General features: G+C 49.2%; 14 protein-coding genes. 6 read left to right on the forward strand and 8 right to left on the reverse strand.

The genetic code is table 11. From position 1 onward, the window contains the following. The first annotated feature begins 81 nt into the window (after positions 1-81). The 3 genes from AB3G37_RS07305 to AB3G37_RS07315 are packed head-to-tail and all read left to right on the forward strand — an operon-like array spanning position 82 to position 1782. A complete protein-coding gene (locus AB3G37_RS07305; RefSeq protein ID WP_009636520.1) occupies positions 82-639 on the forward strand; it encodes a sigma-70 family RNA polymerase sigma factor in 558 nt (185 codons plus the stop codon). Next, positions 626-1267: a DUF1109 domain-containing protein gene (locus AB3G37_RS07310; protein WP_369790170.1), complete on the forward strand. Its 642-nt coding sequence runs from the start codon at positions 626-628 to the stop codon at positions 1265-1267. Before AB3G37_RS07305 ends, AB3G37_RS07310 begins: the two co-directional genes overlap by 14 nt. Before the next feature lie 14 nt (positions 1268-1281). Beyond that, positions 1282-1782 carry an N-acetyltransferase family protein gene (locus AB3G37_RS07315; protein ID WP_369790171.1) on the forward strand — a complete coding sequence of 167 codons (501 nt, stop codon included), beginning with the start codon at positions 1282-1284 and terminating at the stop codon, positions 1780-1782. Between the two features lie 62 nt (positions 1783-1844). Here AB3G37_RS07315 and AB3G37_RS07320 read toward each other — a convergent pair whose 3' ends face one another. Continuing rightward, positions 1845-2525: a type 1 glutamine amidotransferase domain-containing protein gene (locus tag AB3G37_RS07320; protein ID WP_369790172.1), complete on the reverse strand. Its 681-nt coding sequence runs from the start codon at positions 2523-2525 to the stop codon at positions 1845-1847. A gap of 170 nt (positions 2526-2695) precedes the next feature. Between AB3G37_RS07320 and AB3G37_RS07325 the strand changes: the two genes are divergently transcribed. Beyond that, positions 2696-3616: a LysR substrate-binding domain-containing protein gene (locus AB3G37_RS07325; RefSeq protein ID WP_009636524.1), complete on the forward strand. Its 921-nt coding sequence runs from the start codon at positions 2696-2698 to the stop codon at positions 3614-3616. 7 nt (positions 3617-3623) lie between these two features. Here AB3G37_RS07325 and AB3G37_RS07330 read toward each other — a convergent pair whose 3' ends face one another. Then, entirely contained in the window at positions 3624-4535 is a 912-nt protein-coding gene (locus tag AB3G37_RS07330) for an AraC family transcriptional regulator N-terminal domain-containing protein (protein WP_369790911.1), read from the reverse strand. 157 nt (positions 4536-4692) lie between these two features. Here AB3G37_RS07330 and AB3G37_RS07335 point away from each other — a divergent pair, with 157 nt between their 5' ends. Both AB3G37_RS07335 and AB3G37_RS07340 read left to right on the forward strand, forming a co-directional pair. Further along, the gene (locus tag AB3G37_RS07335; protein ID WP_369790173.1) at positions 4693-5526 is read left to right on the forward strand and encodes an oxidoreductase; all 834 of its coding nucleotides are present in this window, start codon (positions 4693-4695) and stop codon (positions 5524-5526) included. Between the two features lie 171 nt (positions 5527-5697). Beyond that, a complete protein-coding gene (locus tag AB3G37_RS07340; protein WP_369790174.1) occupies positions 5698-6636 on the forward strand; it encodes a 2-hydroxyacid dehydrogenase in 939 nt (312 codons plus the stop codon). Positions 6637-6681: 45 nt separating this feature from the next. Here AB3G37_RS07340 and AB3G37_RS07345 read toward each other — a convergent pair whose 3' ends face one another. From AB3G37_RS07345 to AB3G37_RS07370, 6 genes are all read right to left on the reverse strand, one after another. Then, positions 6682-7917 (reverse strand): MFS transporter, encoded by a 1236-nt coding sequence (locus AB3G37_RS07345; RefSeq protein ID WP_369790175.1) that lies wholly within the window; start codon positions 7915-7917, stop codon positions 6682-6684. A 92-nt stretch (positions 7918-8009) separates the two neighbouring features. After that, positions 8010-10358 (reverse strand): GNAT family N-acetyltransferase, encoded by a 2349-nt coding sequence (locus AB3G37_RS07350; RefSeq protein ID WP_369790176.1) that lies wholly within the window; start codon positions 10356-10358, stop codon positions 8010-8012. Between the two features lies 1 nt (position 10359). Then, the gene (locus AB3G37_RS07355; RefSeq protein ID WP_369790177.1) at positions 10360-11652 is read right to left on the reverse strand and encodes a lysine N(6)-hydroxylase/L-ornithine N(5)-oxygenase family protein; all 1293 of its coding nucleotides are present in this window, start codon (positions 11650-11652) and stop codon (positions 10360-10362) included. Between the two features lie 10 nt (positions 11653-11662). Further along, complete coding sequence (locus AB3G37_RS07360; RefSeq protein WP_369790178.1) at positions 11663-13204, reverse strand: aspartate aminotransferase family protein; 1542 nt, start codon at positions 13202-13204, stop codon at positions 11663-11665. 487 nt (positions 13205-13691) lie between these two features. Beyond that, the gene (locus tag AB3G37_RS07365; protein ID WP_369790179.1) at positions 13692-14369 is read right to left on the reverse strand and encodes an oligogalacturonate-specific porin KdgM family protein; all 678 of its coding nucleotides are present in this window, start codon (positions 14367-14369) and stop codon (positions 13692-13694) included. 68 nt (positions 14370-14437) lie between these two features. Beyond that, positions 14438-16690: a right-handed parallel beta-helix repeat-containing protein gene (locus AB3G37_RS07370; protein ID WP_369790180.1), complete on the reverse strand. Its 2253-nt coding sequence runs from the start codon at positions 16688-16690 to the stop codon at positions 14438-14440. Positions 16691-16962: the final 272 nt, after the last annotated feature.

A 16962-nucleotide genomic window follows, 5' to 3' on the forward strand; every position in this document is an offset into this window, starting at 1 on the left:
GATTGATTAATAAATCCTTTTACAACGCTGCTTGCCTATAAATTGAGTGCATAACGTTGTTTAGGTTTATCAGGATAGGCGATGAAGGAAACTGATGCCCGCGCGTTGCAATGGCCTGCACTGATGGCCCGCGCGCAGGCAGGCGATAGAAAAGCCTATAACCAACTGCTAAAAGCGATGGTGCCAGCCATCAGGGTATTCGTGCGCAAAAAAATCAGCGACGAGGTGTTGGTGGAGGACGTTATTCAGGAGACGTTGATCACCATTCATCGCGTTCGTCATACCTATGATCCCCAACGTCCGATTTTACCATGGGTCGCGGCCATTACTTCGGCGCGAGCTATCGATGCGTTACGCCAGTACGGGCGCAGGCAAGAGGTTCAGGACGAAGACGCCGTATTTAATTATCCCGTTGAACATGGCGGTGCCGAGCAGGATTTGCATGAAGAATTAAGCGGTTATCTGGGAGTCTTGCCGCAACGCCAGCGTGAGATGGTGGAGTTTGTACACCTTCGTGAAAAAAGCCTGGCGCAGGTTGCCGATGAAAATAATCTTTCTGTCTCGGCGGTAAAATCATTATTGCATCGCGCGATGCTCAGCCTTCGTAAATACGGAAGGGATAATCATGAGAAGCCATGACCCATTAATCGATAAACTTAGCGCATCGGCCCAGCCGGTGAAACGCATCTGGCCGACGAGCTGGCGGGTGGCAGCCTGGATAGCCGCAGTGTTGCCCTGCGGCATGCTGACTAGCTGGGGCTTACACAATAAATTTACCGACTGGTCGCAAACTGGCTCTCTTTTGGCGCTCCTTTCTCTGCTGCTGGCTTTCGTTATCGGCGCTATCGCGATTGCTGCGGCCTTTAATCTGAGTATCGCCGGGCGGCAGCCGATGCGATTAAAGTGGGCAGCACTGCTCGCCGTGATCTGGCTGGCGGTCAATCTGCTCAATACCTCTTTTTCCAGCGATCACGCGGGGATAGGCAAGTTCGGAGAAGGGCTGCATTGCTATCTTTTTATGTTGTCGGCTAGCCTGCCGATGATTGTTATTTCAATTGTTGGCCTTTACCGCACCCGTTCTCTCTATCCCGGGCAAACTCTTGCGCTGGCTGGGTGTGGCATTGCGTTCATGTCATCAACGTTGCTTACGCTGTGTCATGATATTCACCTGCACAGCCTGGATTTTGCCATGCATCTCGCCGCGGGTATTACCATAGTTATCATTACCATGCTTTCCGGGCGTCGATGGATTCGTTTGAGCGAATAGACTGAGGAGTGACAATGACTACTAAACCTATTGCAGTTGGCATCGCAAACTTAGGTGATCTGAACGGGATTATGCTGTTACAGGAGCAAAATCTGGCGATCAACAATGGCACACTTTCCTCGGGTCTCGCTGAAGAAACCATTAAGTTAATGATGCAGGAGATGCCGATTATCGTGGCGCGGCAAGGGGATGACGTCGTGGGTTTTATGATGTCAGCCACGTTGGAACGTAATGCGAATATACCCATTGTGCATGCCATGCTTTCAGTTTATCGCGGTGGGGATAATGCGTATCTCTATGGGCCGGTCTGCGTTAGCGAAAAAGCCAGAAATAAAGGCTTGGCAAAGAAAATGTTCGAAGAGTTGAAATTACAGATTAAAGGGCGGCAAGGAGTGTTATTTATTCGTAATGATAATGCACCTTCAATCAATGCCCATAAAAATATGGGCATGCAAGCCGTGGCGGAATTTAGTTATAACGATGCTGCATACACCGTATTTTCATTCTTTAGCTGAAATATCATCTGCGATGACTTGATAGCGCAGCTATTTCCGCCACTATTATATTAATTAATTAATTAATTAGCTAGCTGCTTCAGCAACGCTTCTGCCGTAGCGGCTGACGATCCCGGATTCTGGCCGGTAATCAGCAAGCCATCGATGACCACATAAGAGTTCCAATCATCAGCTTTGGAATAAATCCCGCCCAGTTTTTTTAGCTCATCTTCAACCAGGAAAGGCACCACGTTGGTCAACTGAACTCCTTCCTCTTCAGAGTTGGTAAAGCCTGTGACTTTCTTGCCAGCGACTAAAGGCTGGCCATTTGCCGCCTTGACGTGGCGCAGTACGCCCGGTGCATGACACACCAGAGCGACAGGTTTTCCTGCACCGATAAAGGATTCGATCAGCGTAATTGAATGCTGATCTTCTGCCAGATCCCACAGCGGCCCGTGACCTCCAGGGTAAAATACACTGTCAAAATCATCCTGAGAAACGCTGTCCAGGCGCACCGTGGTGGCGAGCTGCGCGGTGGCTGCAGCATCGGCTTCAAAGCGGTGGGTCAGCTCAGTCTGGAACATTGGCTCGTTGCTTTTCGGGTCCAGCGGTGGATTGCCGCCTTTTGGCGAAGCCAGAGTGATCTCCGCGCCTGCGTCCTTGAAAGCGTAATAAGGTGCAGCCAATTCCTCGAGCCAGAAGCCGGTTTTCTTGCCAGTGTCGCCCAGTTGGTCATGTGAGGTGAGAACCATAAGAATTTTCATTGTTAATTCCTTAATTGCTTTAAGAATTTATGTAGCGCAGGGGATTTCCCGCTGTCAGCTGTATAACTCAGGGAAACGTCTTCGTTTCGGACAAACGCATCATCTCCCTCAGTGACATATTTCGGAAATTTATTTATATTATTTCAGATATTCATATTGGAAATATCTAGATGAAATACGATCTGAATTTACTGCCAGTTTTGGTCGCGCTGATGGAAGAACGCAACGTGACTCGCGCCGCTGAACGGCTTGGCATGACGCAACCCGCGCTTTCCAATGCGTTAAATCGTCTACGCGATATGCTGCACGACCCTTTATTTATTCGTGAACGTTACGGTATGCGCCCGACACAGATGGCCGAGGAGCTGATGCCGGTGATCACAACTGCGCTGGCAAGCCTTGATGATGTGATACAGGGTCAGCAGGAGTTCGACCCCTCGAAAACCACGCGGCTGTTTACTCTCGCGCCGAACAGTTATGTCGAGTTTGTGCTGATGCCCGCACTGGTGGCGCGGCTACGTGAGTCTGCGCCGGGTATTCGTGTTCGACTGATGCCTTTTGGTAATGACTTGATTGAAACCGGCGTGATTTCCGGTACTACGGATATGGTGCTGGGAAGAATCGTTGATGCGCCGAATAATATGGTGGTGCAGCATTTAATTGATGAAGGACTGGCTTGCGTGGTGCGTGCCGACCATCCTGAAATTGGCAATCACTTAACGGCTGAACAGTATGAGCGAATTAAACATGTTAACGTGCTGCCTCCCGGCCGGATGCGCGCCGGGCTTTATCAGGCTCTGGAACAGCAGGGATTAAAACGCCAGGTCGCCGTTTCGGTCACCCATTTTTTAGCCGTTCCGGAAATGATCGCCGTCACCGATTATTGCGCCACGCTGCCGGGATTAATTTGCCGACATCTGGCCAAAGACCCAAGGCTTAAAGTTATTCCTGCTCCCGTCAATCTCGGTACTTTTCCGGTCGAAATGGGCTGGCATGTTCGCTACCGACACGACCCGGCTCATCGCTGGTTGCGCTCATTGATTGGCAGTCTGGCTAAAGAACTGCTAGCGGGGAGCGAGTCGTCAGCGTAAAGACGGATCAGTGCGAGGAAACGAACGCCGAGGCTGCATGAGCCGGAGGGACGGCAAAATTTTCCCGCATGCGGCGAGTCTCTTCCGCGGGAGGTAAGCCAAACAGCCGTTTGAACTCTCGGTTGAATTGCGAAGGGCTTTCATAGCCAACCGACTGGCTGGCGACTGCCGCCGTAATGCCTTGGCGGACCATCATCAACCGCGCCTGATGTAAACGTGTCGACTTGAGATATTGCATCGGTGAGGTCTGAGTTATCGCTTTGAAGTGACTATGAAAAGTCGGCACGCTCATGCCTGCTTCCTCGGCCAGTTGGGCCAAATCCAGTCGCGTGGCGTAGGTTGCATGAATACGCCGTAATGCTTTGCCAATCTTGCCAAATTGGCCCTGCATTCCAAGCGCCGCGCGCATCGCGTTCCCCTGTGCGCCAGACAGAATGCGGTAATACATTTCGCGCACCAAAGCGGGCCCCAATATTGCCGCATCCAACGGGTTGCCCATCACTTCCAGAAAATGAAGTACTGATAATCTCAACGCAGGGTCCAGCGGGCTAGACATCATGCTTTCTGGCGAACCAGTGGGCTGTGGAACGCCGTGCCGCTCCATTTCAATGAGCAATTCAGCCGCTAACTGGAAATCCAGATGTAAATAAATAGCCAGTAAAGGGCTCTTGGGTGAAGCATCTGTTTCCATTACAAACGGCACAGGAACAGAAACCGCCAGATAATGCTGTTGATCATAAACGTAAGTCTTATCGCCAAAATATCCGCGTTTTGAACCCTGACAGACAATGACAATCCCGGGATCGTAAAGCACCGGAGTCCTTGCCAGTGGGCGATTGGAACGCAGAAAACGCACGTCTGGCAGGGCGGTCAGGTTATAACCCTCGTTTGGAGCCAGTATCAAAAGACGTTCAGCCATGCTTAACGGCACGGCCTCAAAACATCCTGTTTCAGTGCGATTGTCCTCCACGGCAAGTGTCCTCATAGTTTTAGGCAATAAAAAGAGAATATCTGGTCTAAAAAACACTCACTCAAGAGAATAGTATGCATACATCTCTTAACGAACGGGAGTTTTTATGACTGTTTCTAAAATTATTTTAATCACTGGTGTCAGCAGCGGCTTTGGACGAGCTTTGGCGCAAGAAGCCTTAAATAGTGGCTATCGCGTAGTAGGCACCGTGCGTAACGACGCTGCAAAAACTGCCTTTGAAGCACTGAATACTGCACGGGCCTTTGCGCGTGTTCTTGATATCACTGATTTTAATGCGATTGAAGGGATTATTGCTGACGTTGAGGCCTCTATCGGGCCGATTGATGTACTGGTTAATAATGCCGGATACGGGCACGAAGGCGTGATGGAAGAGTCACCGCTGGAAGACATGAAACGCCAGTTTGATGTCAATGTGTTTGGCGCAGTGGCAATGACCAAGGCCGTGGTTCCTTTTATGCGCCAGCGTCGCCATGGGCATATCCTCAATATCACCTCGATGGGGGGATTTATCACCATGCCAGGTATCGCCTATTACTGTGGCAGCAAGTTCGCTTTGGAGGGGATTTCGGAAGTTTTAGGGAAAGAGCTAAAACCTTTTAATATTGCCGTCACCGCAGTAGCACCGGGCTCCTTTCGAACCGATTGGGCAGGGCGATCAATGGTCAGGACACCGCGAACGATTGCTGATTACGATCCGTTGTTCGACCCTATTCGCCAGGCGCGAGAAGAGAAAAACGGCAAGCAGCTCGGCGATCCGGCCAAAGCGGCGCGGGCGATGCTGGTGGCAATTGAGAGTGACTCGCCTCCGGCCCATTTGCTGCTGGGAAGCGACGCATTGGGCCTGGTACGTGACAAGCTTAAAGCTTTAGCCAGCGAAATTGATATCTGGGAAAGCGTTACGCGCTCAACGGATGGTTAATATTTAAAGCTTTAGATGTATTAAAAGGGTTAGCATTTTTAACTCTTCATTCGTATATCTGCACCGGGAAGATTTTATTTGTATTATCATGGCCGTAGACACATGAAGCCTGTATTACGCGTTTTTATAGATTTTCTTAAGGCGACAAATGATTATGAAGGAAGGGCATAAATGACCTCGAAGATTAAGTTGCTGGTTCTTAATACATTGAGCGAAGAACATCAGGCGGCTCTGGCGCAGGCCTGTATTACCACATTTGCGGCAACCCCCGAAACGCGTGCGGCTGTCATCAAAGAAAAAGGCGCTGAGTTTACTGCGGTGCTGACCATCGGCTTGCTGGGTTTGACCCGGGAAGAGATGCTATCTATGCCTTTTCTTAAGCTCATCTGCTGTATGGGCGCGGGTTATGAGGGTATTGATGTTCAGGCCGCTCGTTCATTGGGAATTACCCTCGTAAACGGTCGCGGCACCAATGATAACTGCGCGGCCGATCACGCCATGGGTCTGGTAATAGCGACTATGCGTAATTTCCGTAAACTCGATCAATTATGCCGCGACGGCGTTTGGCGCACTGCTATTGCTCAGCCGACCAATATTTCCGGCAAGCGAATGGGCATTTTTGGCTTAGGAATGATCGGTGAGAAGATTGCCAAACGCGCGGCAGCATTCGACATGGAAATTGGTTATCACAATCGCAATCCAAAGCCGGAATCTACTTACACCTATTTTGATCATTTGCTGGCGTTGGCCGAGTGGTGCGATGTATTGGTTTGCGCTGCTCCCGGCGGTGCAGAAACCATGCATATTATTGACTCGGCGGTGCTGTCCAGGCTAGGTCCTAAAGGTTATCTGATCAATATTGGTCGCGGTAGTCTGGTGGAAACGACTCTGCTTGCCGAGGCGCTACGTGATGGTGTCATCGCGGGTGCCGGGATTGATGTTTATGAAACCGAGCCGGCGCGCCCCGAGGCGCTGCTTGAACTCGACAACTTGCTCATCACCCCGCATCTCGCCGGATGGTCTCCAGAAGCCACTCAGGCACAGCTGGATCTCGTATTGGCTAATCTTGACGGATATTTTTCCGGAAATGGTGCAATCACGCCGGTGTGAGGAGCAGTTAAAACCAACCATGGTGGGTTGGTTTTAACAGGACGATTATTCCACGACAGTAATCTGGCTACGTCGCTTTCTTTCTGTGAGAAATGCGCGTACCAGCCAGAGCCAAAGCAGGCCACAGGCAAGATTGATCAGACTGAAACGCAGGCTGCCGCCGCTGAAGTAGGCGGCTTTCGAGCTCTCGATTCCCAGTGCAAACACCAAAATAGTGACCATCCCCACCATGGCCGCCACGCTGCCTTTTCCGGCACTGCTGGAAAATAGCGTCAGCCGATAAAGCCCGGCATTAATCAGCCCGGTTCCGAAGCCGTAAATGCTTAGTCCGGCGGTCAGCCAAAGGTAGCTGTGGCTATTAACTGCGGTGGCGATCGCCGCTATGGCTAAACCAAGGATAATTGGCCACGCTCCCAGTTTAAGCGGTTGCTCAATGGGCAGGCGGCTGGCGAGGCGGCCCAGAGTCAGGTTACCGGCGATCATGGCCACAAAAACCGGGATTTGAAGCAGCGCATAATCCATTTGGCTAACCCCCTGGTCATGGATAAGGATCACTGGCGACAGGGCAACCCAGGCAAGGCAAGGGATCGTCCCAATGCCAATTGCCAGCGAACCGCTCATGACTTGTCGATCCTTGAGCAAGGTGTAATAGCCTTTTGCCAAAGATTTCACCGAAACTGATGCATTTTTATCTCCTGACGTTTCAGGCATATAGCGCCATAGACCCACCAGTGCTAAAGCCGTAACGCCGCCAAACGCCCAGAACATGGTGCGCCAGCCGCTGAAAGAGAGAAACGCGGCTCCGGCGATCGGTCCGGCCAAGGGAGCGAGCAATGACACGTTGGCCATCAGCGCCATAATTTTCACGCTGAGCGACTCCTCAAAGGCTTCCTGAATCGCGGCATAGCCCACTGCGCCGATAAAGCATAGGCTGACGCCTTGTAAAAAACGCATCAAAACGAATTGTTCAATGCTTTGCACCCAGTGGGTTGCAAAACAGGTCAGCATAAAAAATGCTACCCCGCAGAGCATTACCGGGCGGCGGCCAAGTTTGTCGGAAAGGGGGCCCAGCAGCCATTGCAGCATAATGCCGCCCATCAGGTAGGCGGTCAGTGAGGCCGAAACCCACTCTGGCCCGACGTGAAACTCGCTGGTGACCAGCAACATGCCGGGCTGAATCATGTCATGCGCGATATAGGTGGCAAACTCAAACAGCACCAGCGAGATCGGGAAAATCAACTGTCGACGGGTTAAGCTCGACGCGGGAACAAACACTGACATTGCAAATCCTTCCCCAAAAAATGATAAAAAGCGCGGCCACTAGAGCGACCGCGCCAACCTGTTCAGTGGTTATGCTGAGCAGTTGAAAGTTTTTAACGCCATTTAGCAATCGGGTTAACCAGCGTACCGGCGAATTTCAGATTCTCGGCCGGATCGGACAGGTTTATCATCTGCTGATTATTGGCTAATTGCAGGCGGTTAAGGCAGGAGCGGGTAAACTCCGGCGCGAACATATCGTAACGGGCAAACTTGCCGGCAAATTGTGGATGCGCCTGCTGATATTCTTTCACACAGTTGGCTACGGCCTGCCAGAATTGCTCTTCCGGCAGGGTATCTGACTCGTGCAAAATGGCGCTGATAAAGCGGAAAATGCAGTCGAATACGTCGGTAAAAATTGACAGGAGTTTGAGGTTTTCCGGTACGTCTACCGCCAGGCGCTGTACTTTTTCCGGCAATACGGCATCTGGATTCATCACCGCGATTTCTTCGCCGATATCTTTCATATAGGCGCTCACCGGAACATTATTCTCCAGCAGCAGGATCAGGTTTTCACCATGCGGCATAAACACCAAATCATGCTGATAGAAACAGTGCAGCAGCGGGCTGAGATAGCAGGTCAGGTAACGTTCAATCCACTGTTTCGCCGGTAAACCTGAATCGGCAATCAGCGCCGGTAATAGGGGTTGCTGATGATGATCCACGTGCAGGAACGAGGCCATAGTCATCAGGCGCTGATTAGGCTGCAAACTGGCTACAGGATTGTCGCGCCACAGCGCAGCGAACATTTTTTTGTAGGCGGAATCACCCTGAATGGCTTTTTCGTAATAACGGTTGTGATACCCCACGGCCGCAACTTCACGAAGAATGCGGAAGTCACAACGCTGTAGCCAGCCATCTTTTTTTACCAGTTCTTCGAGCCATTGGTTAATCGCCGGCGTGGTCGCCATATAGTAAGGCGAAAGGCCGCGCATAAAGCCCATATTCAGCACTGAAAGCGCCGTTTTCACATAACGTTTATTTGGCTGGCTGCGATTGAAAAAGGTACGAATCGACTGCTGAGCCTGATACTGATCGTCGCCCGTGCCGAGATAAACAATATCTTTATTGGCGATATCTGCGGCAAATACGGTCAGTAGCTTATTTTGCCACTGCCAGGGATGAACCGGCATAAAAATGTAGTCATCGATTGGCAGGCCTTTTTCGACCAGCAGGGCATTAAAATGATCCACCGTCGGCTGCCCCAACTCGTCGTGCATCAGTTGCTCATATTCCAGGTCGCTGAGACTTGAGAAATGAGCATTACGCAGGTGGACGGCGACCCAGACCAGATTGATCGGTGTCGCGGCTTCCGGGGCATAAGCCAGATAATCTCGGGCATCGAAGCCAATGCGCCCATTGTTGGCCACAAAGCACGGATGTCCTTCAGTCATTGAGGATTCAACGGTTTGAAAATCTGCATTCACCAAAGCCTGGCTGTCAGGGTTATTTTTCTGCAATTTGAATACGCTACTGCACAGCGTGCTGCTTATTTCTTCCATGTAGGTCGCTAATAACGCCTGCGGAATACCAATCTGCTGGTTAAATTCAACAATAAACTGTAAAGCATCCAGCGTCAGTGGATGACCGTTTTCCTGTTTGATAAGCGAACCTGCGTCAATCTCCCAGTGGTCCAGCGCCAGTCTTTTTGCCTTGAACTGATAAACGGCTTCCCCGCCCGGAACGGCAAGAAAATAGAAATTGTTGTCGGATTGGGTTGGGGTAACGATTTTCTCGTGAGCGAATTCTGCAATCGCTTTGCGGATCAGCAAGCGATTGGCCTGCGCCCAGTTATCACCCGAGAGGTGGGTTCCGGTCAGTAAAGGCGTTGTATGATTCATATTCAGCGATTCCTTCGTTAAAGCTTGTTGATAATCTTCACGCTGGCAAAAGGCCAGCCAGGCAGTTTTGTGCCCCATATCAATGGTTTGTTGATAGCGGAAACCCGCACGCTTGTTCAGCGGATGAATTTTGTTATTACGCACGTCCGGCTCGACGACGACCCGCCCCACCTGTGGCTGGCTAAACATGTAGTCCATCACCACGGTGAAGACCTGCCAGCTGAACTGCTTGACCGGTTTGTTGGCCGGAGCAATCAGAATGTGCATGCCGTAATCGTCAGGTTGTGCGGCGTAGAATTTACCGACGTCATCTTCGCTTGCCCGGTAAAATTCCATCAGGAAGACCGGCTTTTCATCGCAGTAGCCAATCATCACTGCCTGCGGATTTTTCGCCGTCAGCTGTTGATAAAATGCGGCAACCTGCTCAAGACTGTCGTTTTGCATCCCCCAGAAACGGGCATAGTCGCGAGTGACCCAACTGTGGATCAGCGAAGCATCATCTGCGCACATTGGACGGAGAGAAAAATCACCCGCAGGGCGTGTGGTACGAAAAATAGCAGACATATCAGCGCTCCGACTGTGACGGGAAGGTCTGGAAAGCAATCTGGCGCTCGACCGGATAAACCTCCCGGCCAGTCAGTTCGCGCAGCAATACCGAGTTGCGGTAGCAGGCCATCCCCAAGTCCGGGGTAACAAAACCGTGAGTATGCAGTTCGGCGTTTTGCACAAAGACTTGGTTGTGATGATCGATGCTGTAATTGCGTTGCACGTCGTAGCGGCCTTTTTCATCCCAGCGCAGGCGGTGGGTGATCCCTTCGATAAACATCGGTGGGCGATACTGATAGCCGGTTGCCATTACCAACCCTTCGCTACGGCGGGTAAAGGCGCGATCCTGTTCCTGCTGATGCAGCGACAGTTCGAATTCACCCTCTGGCAACCATTTCATATCGGTCAACTCAGAGTGAGTAAACAAGTTGACGTCAAGTTTGCCGTCGAGTTCTTTGACATACATCAGGTCGTAGATGTCATTGATCAGGCTGCTATTAATGCCTTTATAAAGATTTTTATGGCGCGCATTCAGCTCATCGCGTTTGGCTGGCGGCAGATTGTGAAAATAATCGACCCACTCCGGCGAGGTCATTTCCAGAGTCAGCTTGGAATATTCCAGCGGGTAGAAACGCGGGGCGCGAGTGACCCAGTTCAGCTGATAGCCAAAACGGTCGATATCCGACAGCAGATCGTAATAGATTTCGGCCGCACTCTGTCCGCTGCCCAACACGGTTATTGATTTTTTCTTCTGCAGCTTTTCTTTATTGACTAGGTATTCGCTGGAGTGAGTCATGTGATCGCGATAGGGGCGACTACAGGCTGGCATCCAGGCAGCCGGACCCGTGCCCAGGATCAGATGACGTCCCAGCCATTCCTGTATTTTACCGTTTACCGTATCCACGGCACGCACGCGATAGCACTGTAAGCTCTCGTCGTAATTGACGTACTCGACACAGGTATTCCAGCGCAGATTACTCAGTTGGGAACAGGCCCACTGGCAATACTGGTTATACTCTTTACGCATCAGGAAAAAATCTTCGCGAATGTAAAAAGAGTACAGTTTTCCCTTCTGCTTCATATAGTTCAGCAGGCTATAGGGACTGGTTGGATCGGCGAGAGTCACTAAATCAGCCATAAATGGCGTCTGCAAATGCGCGCTTTCCAGCATCATGCCGGTATGCCAGTCGAAGCCGGGATTTTGGTCGAGAAACACGCCGCTCAGACCTTCAACCGGCTCGCTCAGGCAGGCCAGGCCCAGATTGAATGGGCCAATGCCAATACCGATAAAATCATAGATGTTGTTATTCATGACGGAGTTCTCATTGGTTAGCCGCGTTAAGCGCAGAGTCGCGCACGAGTTCACGGCCGTAATGCACAATCAGAGCAATGACATCTTCGATGTCTGCCGCCGTGGTGGTTGGATTCAGGAAGGTGAATTTCAGATACTGGCGACCGTTGACCTTGGTGCCAGCAATGACTGCATTGCCCGAGCGGAACAGCGCTTTGCGAATATTGGCATTAATGTCGTCGACAAGGGTTTCATTCATACCCTGACGCGGCACATAACGGAAAATCTGGGTGGTCAGTTCAGGCGCGTGCAGCACCTCAATTGCCGGATGCCCTCTCAGCAACTGATGGGCGGCCTGAGTCAACGCGATGATGCTGTCAAAAGCATCACCCAGCGCCGCAGGGCCCATGATACGCAAGGTTAGCCACATTTTTAGCGCATCAAAACGGCGGGTAGTCTGAATGCTTTTATTGACCAGATTGGGTGTCCCTTCCTGCTGCGCGCTAAGCGGGTTTAGATAATCCGCATGATGAGTCACATGGCTCAGATTCTGCTTTTCACGCACGAAGAAGGCACCGCAGCTAACAGTCTGGAAAAATGATTTGTGATAATCCACGGTGACAGAATCGGCTTTTTCAATGCCGGAAAGGCGCTGGCGATGATTTTCCGAGACCAGAAATCCGCAGCCGTAAGCCGCATCGACGTGCATCCACAGGCCGTAATGCCGACAAAGTTTAGAGATATCCTGCAACGGATCGATGCTGCCAAAATCGGTAGTGCCGCTGGTGGCCACGATGGCAATCGGGATAAGCCCCTCGTGAAGGCATTGCTGAATCTCCTGCTCGAGCAGGCGGGCATCCATGCGATAGTGCTCGTCGCAGTCCACCGGGATCACCGCGTCATAGCCGAGTCCCAGGATTGCCATCGATTTCTGAATGCTGAAGTGGCTCAGTTTAGAGGTGAAAACGCGCCACTTTGCGGCATCCTGCGGGAGTCCACGATGTTTGATCAAATGTCCTGGATGATGAGCTGCGCACCAGCTATCGCGCGCCAATAGCATAGCCATCAGGTTGGACTGCGTGCCACCGCTGGTAAAAATCCCATCGGAAGAAGCGGGCAAGCCGATGCGGCCGAGGGTCCAGTCAATCACCTTTTGCTCAATCAGCGTGCCGCCAGCGCTCTGATCCCAGGTATCTACCGAACTGTTGACCGCCGCCATGATTTGCTCGGCCAGCAGGGAAGGGAGCACTACTGGGCAATTCAAATGGGCGACATATTTAGGATGGTGAAACCAGACGGCGTCTCGCAGGTAGAGGTCTTTGAGCTCATCAAGTGCCGCTTCGTTGCTGCCAAGTGGCTGGTCAAGATTTACCTCACTAAATTTAGGTGCAAGTTCATGAGGAAGAATGCCGCTGAAAGGTTTTTCAACGTTTTTCATCGTATTGGTCATCAATGCCAACGCTTCTTGCGTTTGCCGGGCCCACGCAGAAAGCTGGCGATCGTTGAAAATATAATCCTGAGAACCGGCAGCGCTTTGAGTTGGCTCCAGCTGAGTTGGCGAACGTAAGGCCATATTCTTTTCCTTTGTTTAAGACGTAGAAAGCCCTGCCGCCATTTGAAAATGACAGCGTTAAACCCCTGACGATCAATCTATAGTTCAGGGTTACTAATGCTTTTGCGGAGAGGTAAACACCTCAGAAACTCGAATATCTAAGTTTTTTAACGGATCAGAACAATAACCACTCCTTTCTGTGTGGATTTTCAGGGCTATAAGCATTGATGATATTGAGAATCAGATTATAAATAACAATCATTATCATTCAATGAGATTAATGTGAAATTTTGTTATAAGTTTTGTTAATGCTTAAACTGCGATGTTGATCACGAAACTAGGGTGAGATGTTTGAAATGTAGTTAAGATTTGGTTATGGAGGGGGAGGCTATGATAGGAAAAGGTTATAGAGGGGAAAATAGTTACCCATGCAAAGTTCTATAATCATCATTTCTTATCAAGGCCTAAATTGAGGTTTAATCTCTATTTAATGGTAGGTTTGCTGATTTTAGAATGCATATTGAATGCCCACACGGAAACGGGTCTGTCTGTCGTGTGATGTTGAGTTAACAGACACGTTGCCAATTTCGGCAAAAGGCGTCCAGTGTTTGGTAAGGTTATAGGCCAATTTAAGATCTTCTTCATAATCCCATCGAGCATTGTCAAAAAGTATTTTATTGCTGTGCCTATAAATATAATTATATTCCAAACGCCAATTGTTGAGCCGATAACCCAACCAGATTTCCCCACGATTTGTTTTCTTACTACTCGTGTCATTACTGTAACGTGTTTCCTCGTAGCGATAGCGTGTATTGAAATAAAGGCCGTTAGAGAATGTATATCCTGCAGTTAAGGACGGTTTATAGATATTGTTACCAGTATTAGACTCAACGGCAAAGCCGGGCTGCAAAAATAAAGCAGGTGTGACTTTATATTGATAGGTTAGCGTCGTTTCTGTGCCATTACCCACCATCTTATCAAATGGGCGATTAGGGTTTTTATCTCCTGACCGCCATTTGTCTTCAAACGAAATACCAATACCATTATCAAAACGATGCGAAAGTAATATTCTATCTTTTTGCTGTTTGCTGTCATCAAGCCATTCATGGCGAAGATCTATGGTCAAAGCCTGGCTGCTTGTGCTGGACAGCAGCAGCCCGCAGAGCAGCAGCCTGTTAATTTTCATTATATGATTCCCAGAGACATTGAGGGTGTTATTTTTTATTTAGATTCTTTACTTTAATAAAATGATATTTATTTTTTTACTATAAAATCATTTCCGCTGTAAATATTTCCGCTAACAATGTCACTAAGTTTACCTGCATCAGTGCGTAATGAGATATTCTCTTTGAAAATGCCCTGATGTTCGGTGGTTGTGTATGGAGAGGGGCGGAACAAGAAATTAAAACGTTTGTTATTGATTGATATATTATTCTCAACAACCAGAGCTCCTGGATTGAAATTATCCGTGAAGCCGTCCATGCCATTATTAATGGCCACATTATTATGGATTACATGAGCCACGGGTAACCCTTCGCCACCGAGTTTAAAACCGTTGCTGCCGTTATGAACCGATAGACTATTTTCAATCGTGACAATTCCGTCAGGGCCGTCTTCGATTTTATTGAATAAATCGAAGCCATCATCGATATTATCGTGAGAATAACAATTGACGATTTTATTCCCTTCGCCCACTCGCATTTTCACGGCAAACCCATCAGCATTTTTACGACCTGGATCCTGATTCCCCCATGACTCTGAATTGCTGATCAGGTTATGGCTGGCCCAAAGAGCTCGGCCGATGCCGTCAGGTGAAGAGACCCATATTCCGGTATCGTCGGCATTATGTGCTACAACGTGGTCAATTTGATTATAACTGCCAGAAATATGAAAACTTTTTTGAGTAACGGCTATAGCTTTGATATCCCAATAGCTGGCGTCGAGATTTAGCCCATTGAATACCACATTATTACCCTGCGGGCGCAGCAATTTAGGTTTTCCAGCAATGCCACTTGCTGTGGCCGGGATGGTGCTGGCGGGATAGGTACCCTCAGCCATCCACAAAGTTCCACCAGGGGCTAATAAATTGACTGCACTCGAGAAATCTAATGGATGCTGTTGCGAACCATCATTACTGGCTTCACCTTGTGGTGATGCATAAACAACATCTGGATTATTAATCTGCACCATTCGTAGTGGGAATTTTTTTGTCAGAGTTTTTCCGTTATCGGGAGTAAATATCACGTTAAGTTCCGCTGAGGGCTGTTGTAAATGCACAGGCACAGCAATGACCTCACCGCTTCTGACCATTTTCGGAGCCAGCAAGTTCTCATCCCCCATTTTTATTTGCATCTTTCCATTTACATTGCTGCGCAGCTGGAAAATACCATCGCGCTTAGTGATAGCAGGCGAGGACATTAACTCAATATAAGGTTCTAGATTAGGGGGAATATAGGGCAGCGAAGGCTTTATATCGGCTGGACTTAGGATCAGTTTCGCATGATTAACGGTAATTTTAGCATTACGCGAAGCAAAAAATCCGACGTAATAACCGGTTTTGTCCAGCTGTGTAACGATATCCGCGCCTTTTAGCATTTTACTTACCCACTGTCCGCTATTGTGCGAAGAATAAGCAGCCTCAAATCCATCGTTGGTCCGGATTAACCTTAAAGAGAAATTTTGGGGTGTGGACAGCGGATGATAAGCTTCCCTCACGATCCCGATTCCGGTATTTCCCCAAGGGTGCTTGACTCCTTGCCGAGCGATCATTGCCACCTCGGGCAGATTATTTCCTGTCTGCATTATACTGTTCATCACCATATTTGATGCCGCGGGTAATTCCTCAACACCTGGCTTGAGTATGGGTTCTCGCGCATTACCCAAAATGTCGCGTACCAATAATCCGGCTCCCTCCTGACCGGCGGGTTTTGCCCCATTTTCAGGTCCAAATTGATTTAGCGTGATGTCAGCTTGTAGCTCAAAGTTTACGTTGGCCGGCAGTCGCGTATAAAAAAATGTCAAACCATCGTGGCTGTTACCAATTTTTCCACCACGGCTTTCTAATGTGAAAGGTGTATTGAGTCGAGTACCTGCTGCCGGGACAGTTTTTCCGTCTGCTAGCCGTGTCGCGTTGGTGCCAATTTTTTTAGGAAGCACGTTGGTTGCAAAATTAATATCTGTCGACTGACCGAAAGTAATGCTATGCCAAATCAGGTTAGCTGAGTCGGATAGAGGAGCCGCCAATGTCTGTGCGCTAATCCCAACTGCCAGCGCCACAATAAGTAATTTACCTTGCCACATATCTGTATCCATCCTGAAAATAGTCGTTTCAAAAGTTGAATGTTTCACACTTAAATTAAATTGAAATGATGTTTCACTTTTAAAGATATAGCATTTTATTTTCATAACCGGATGGAAATTAATGTGAATTACTTCACAATTGAAGGAGAGAGGGGACATTCTAGAGGAAGTTTTAGCGGAGGCTTTGAGTAGAATTAGGCTCAACATTGTCAGGCAGCACCAACAGGTGTTTATGAAAGAGGTTATCTTTTTCAAACTGGCGCTTTCAAAAATCAGCTCAAAACTCGCTGGACCGTGACTGGAAACTTTTAACCACCTGGCAGATTTGTCGAGCGGCGGCGGTTGCTCTGCGGCAACGGTAAGATACTCGGTTCTACGTGCGTAAATATCGTATTGATTAAGCTTTTTGTTTAAGTTAAAAAAGAAATGCTTGTTTCTTTCGGGTATCCATCAAGCTCATTTTCCTTCTATTCCTGAGC

The sequence above is a fragment of the Rouxiella sp. WC2420 genome (assembly GCF_041200025.1).
Lineage (GTDB): Bacteria > Pseudomonadota > Gammaproteobacteria > Enterobacterales > Enterobacteriaceae > Rouxiella.

Coding starts and splice junctions, on each gene's coding strand:
- AB3G37_RS07350 (WP_369790176.1), bottom strand. CDS start 10,358: ATGTCTGCTATTTTTCGTACCACACGCCCTGCGGGTGATTTTTCTCTC.
- AB3G37_RS07330 (WP_369790911.1), bottom strand. CDS start 4,535: ATGGCTGAACGTCTTTTGATACTGGCTCCAAACGAGGGTTATAACCTG.
- AB3G37_RS07315 (WP_369790171.1), top strand. CDS start 1,282: ATGACTACTAAACCTATTGCAGTTGGCATCGCAAACTTAGGTGATCTG.
- AB3G37_RS07370 (WP_369790180.1), bottom strand. CDS start 16,690: ATGTTGAGCCTAATTCTACTCAAAGCCTCCGCTAAAACTTCCTCTAGA.
- AB3G37_RS07305 (WP_009636520.1), top strand. CDS start 82: ATGAAGGAAACTGATGCCCGCGCGTTGCAATGGCCTGCACTGATGGCC.
- AB3G37_RS07365 (WP_369790179.1), bottom strand. CDS start 14,369: ATGAAAATTAACAGGCTGCTGCTCTGCGGGCTGCTGCTGTCCAGCACA.
- AB3G37_RS07325 (WP_009636524.1), top strand. CDS start 2,696: ATGAAATACGATCTGAATTTACTGCCAGTTTTGGTCGCGCTGATGGAA.
- AB3G37_RS07355 (WP_369790177.1), bottom strand. CDS start 11,652: ATGAATAACAACATCTATGATTTTATCGGTATTGGCATTGGCCCATTC.
- AB3G37_RS07335 (WP_369790173.1), top strand. CDS start 4,693: ATGACTGTTTCTAAAATTATTTTAATCACTGGTGTCAGCAGCGGCTTT.
- AB3G37_RS07360 (WP_369790178.1), bottom strand. CDS start 13,204: ATGGCCTTACGTTCGCCAACTCAGCTGGAGCCAACTCAAAGCGCTGCC.
- AB3G37_RS07340 (WP_369790174.1), top strand. CDS start 5,698: ATGACCTCGAAGATTAAGTTGCTGGTTCTTAATACATTGAGCGAAGAA.
- AB3G37_RS07310 (WP_369790170.1), top strand. CDS start 626: ATGAGAAGCCATGACCCATTAATCGATAAACTTAGCGCATCGGCCCAG.
- AB3G37_RS07345 (WP_369790175.1), bottom strand. CDS start 7,917: ATGTCAGTGTTTGTTCCCGCGTCGAGCTTAACCCGTCGACAGTTGATT.
- AB3G37_RS07320 (WP_369790172.1), bottom strand. CDS start 2,525: ATGAAAATTCTTATGGTTCTCACCTCACATGACCAACTGGGCGACACT.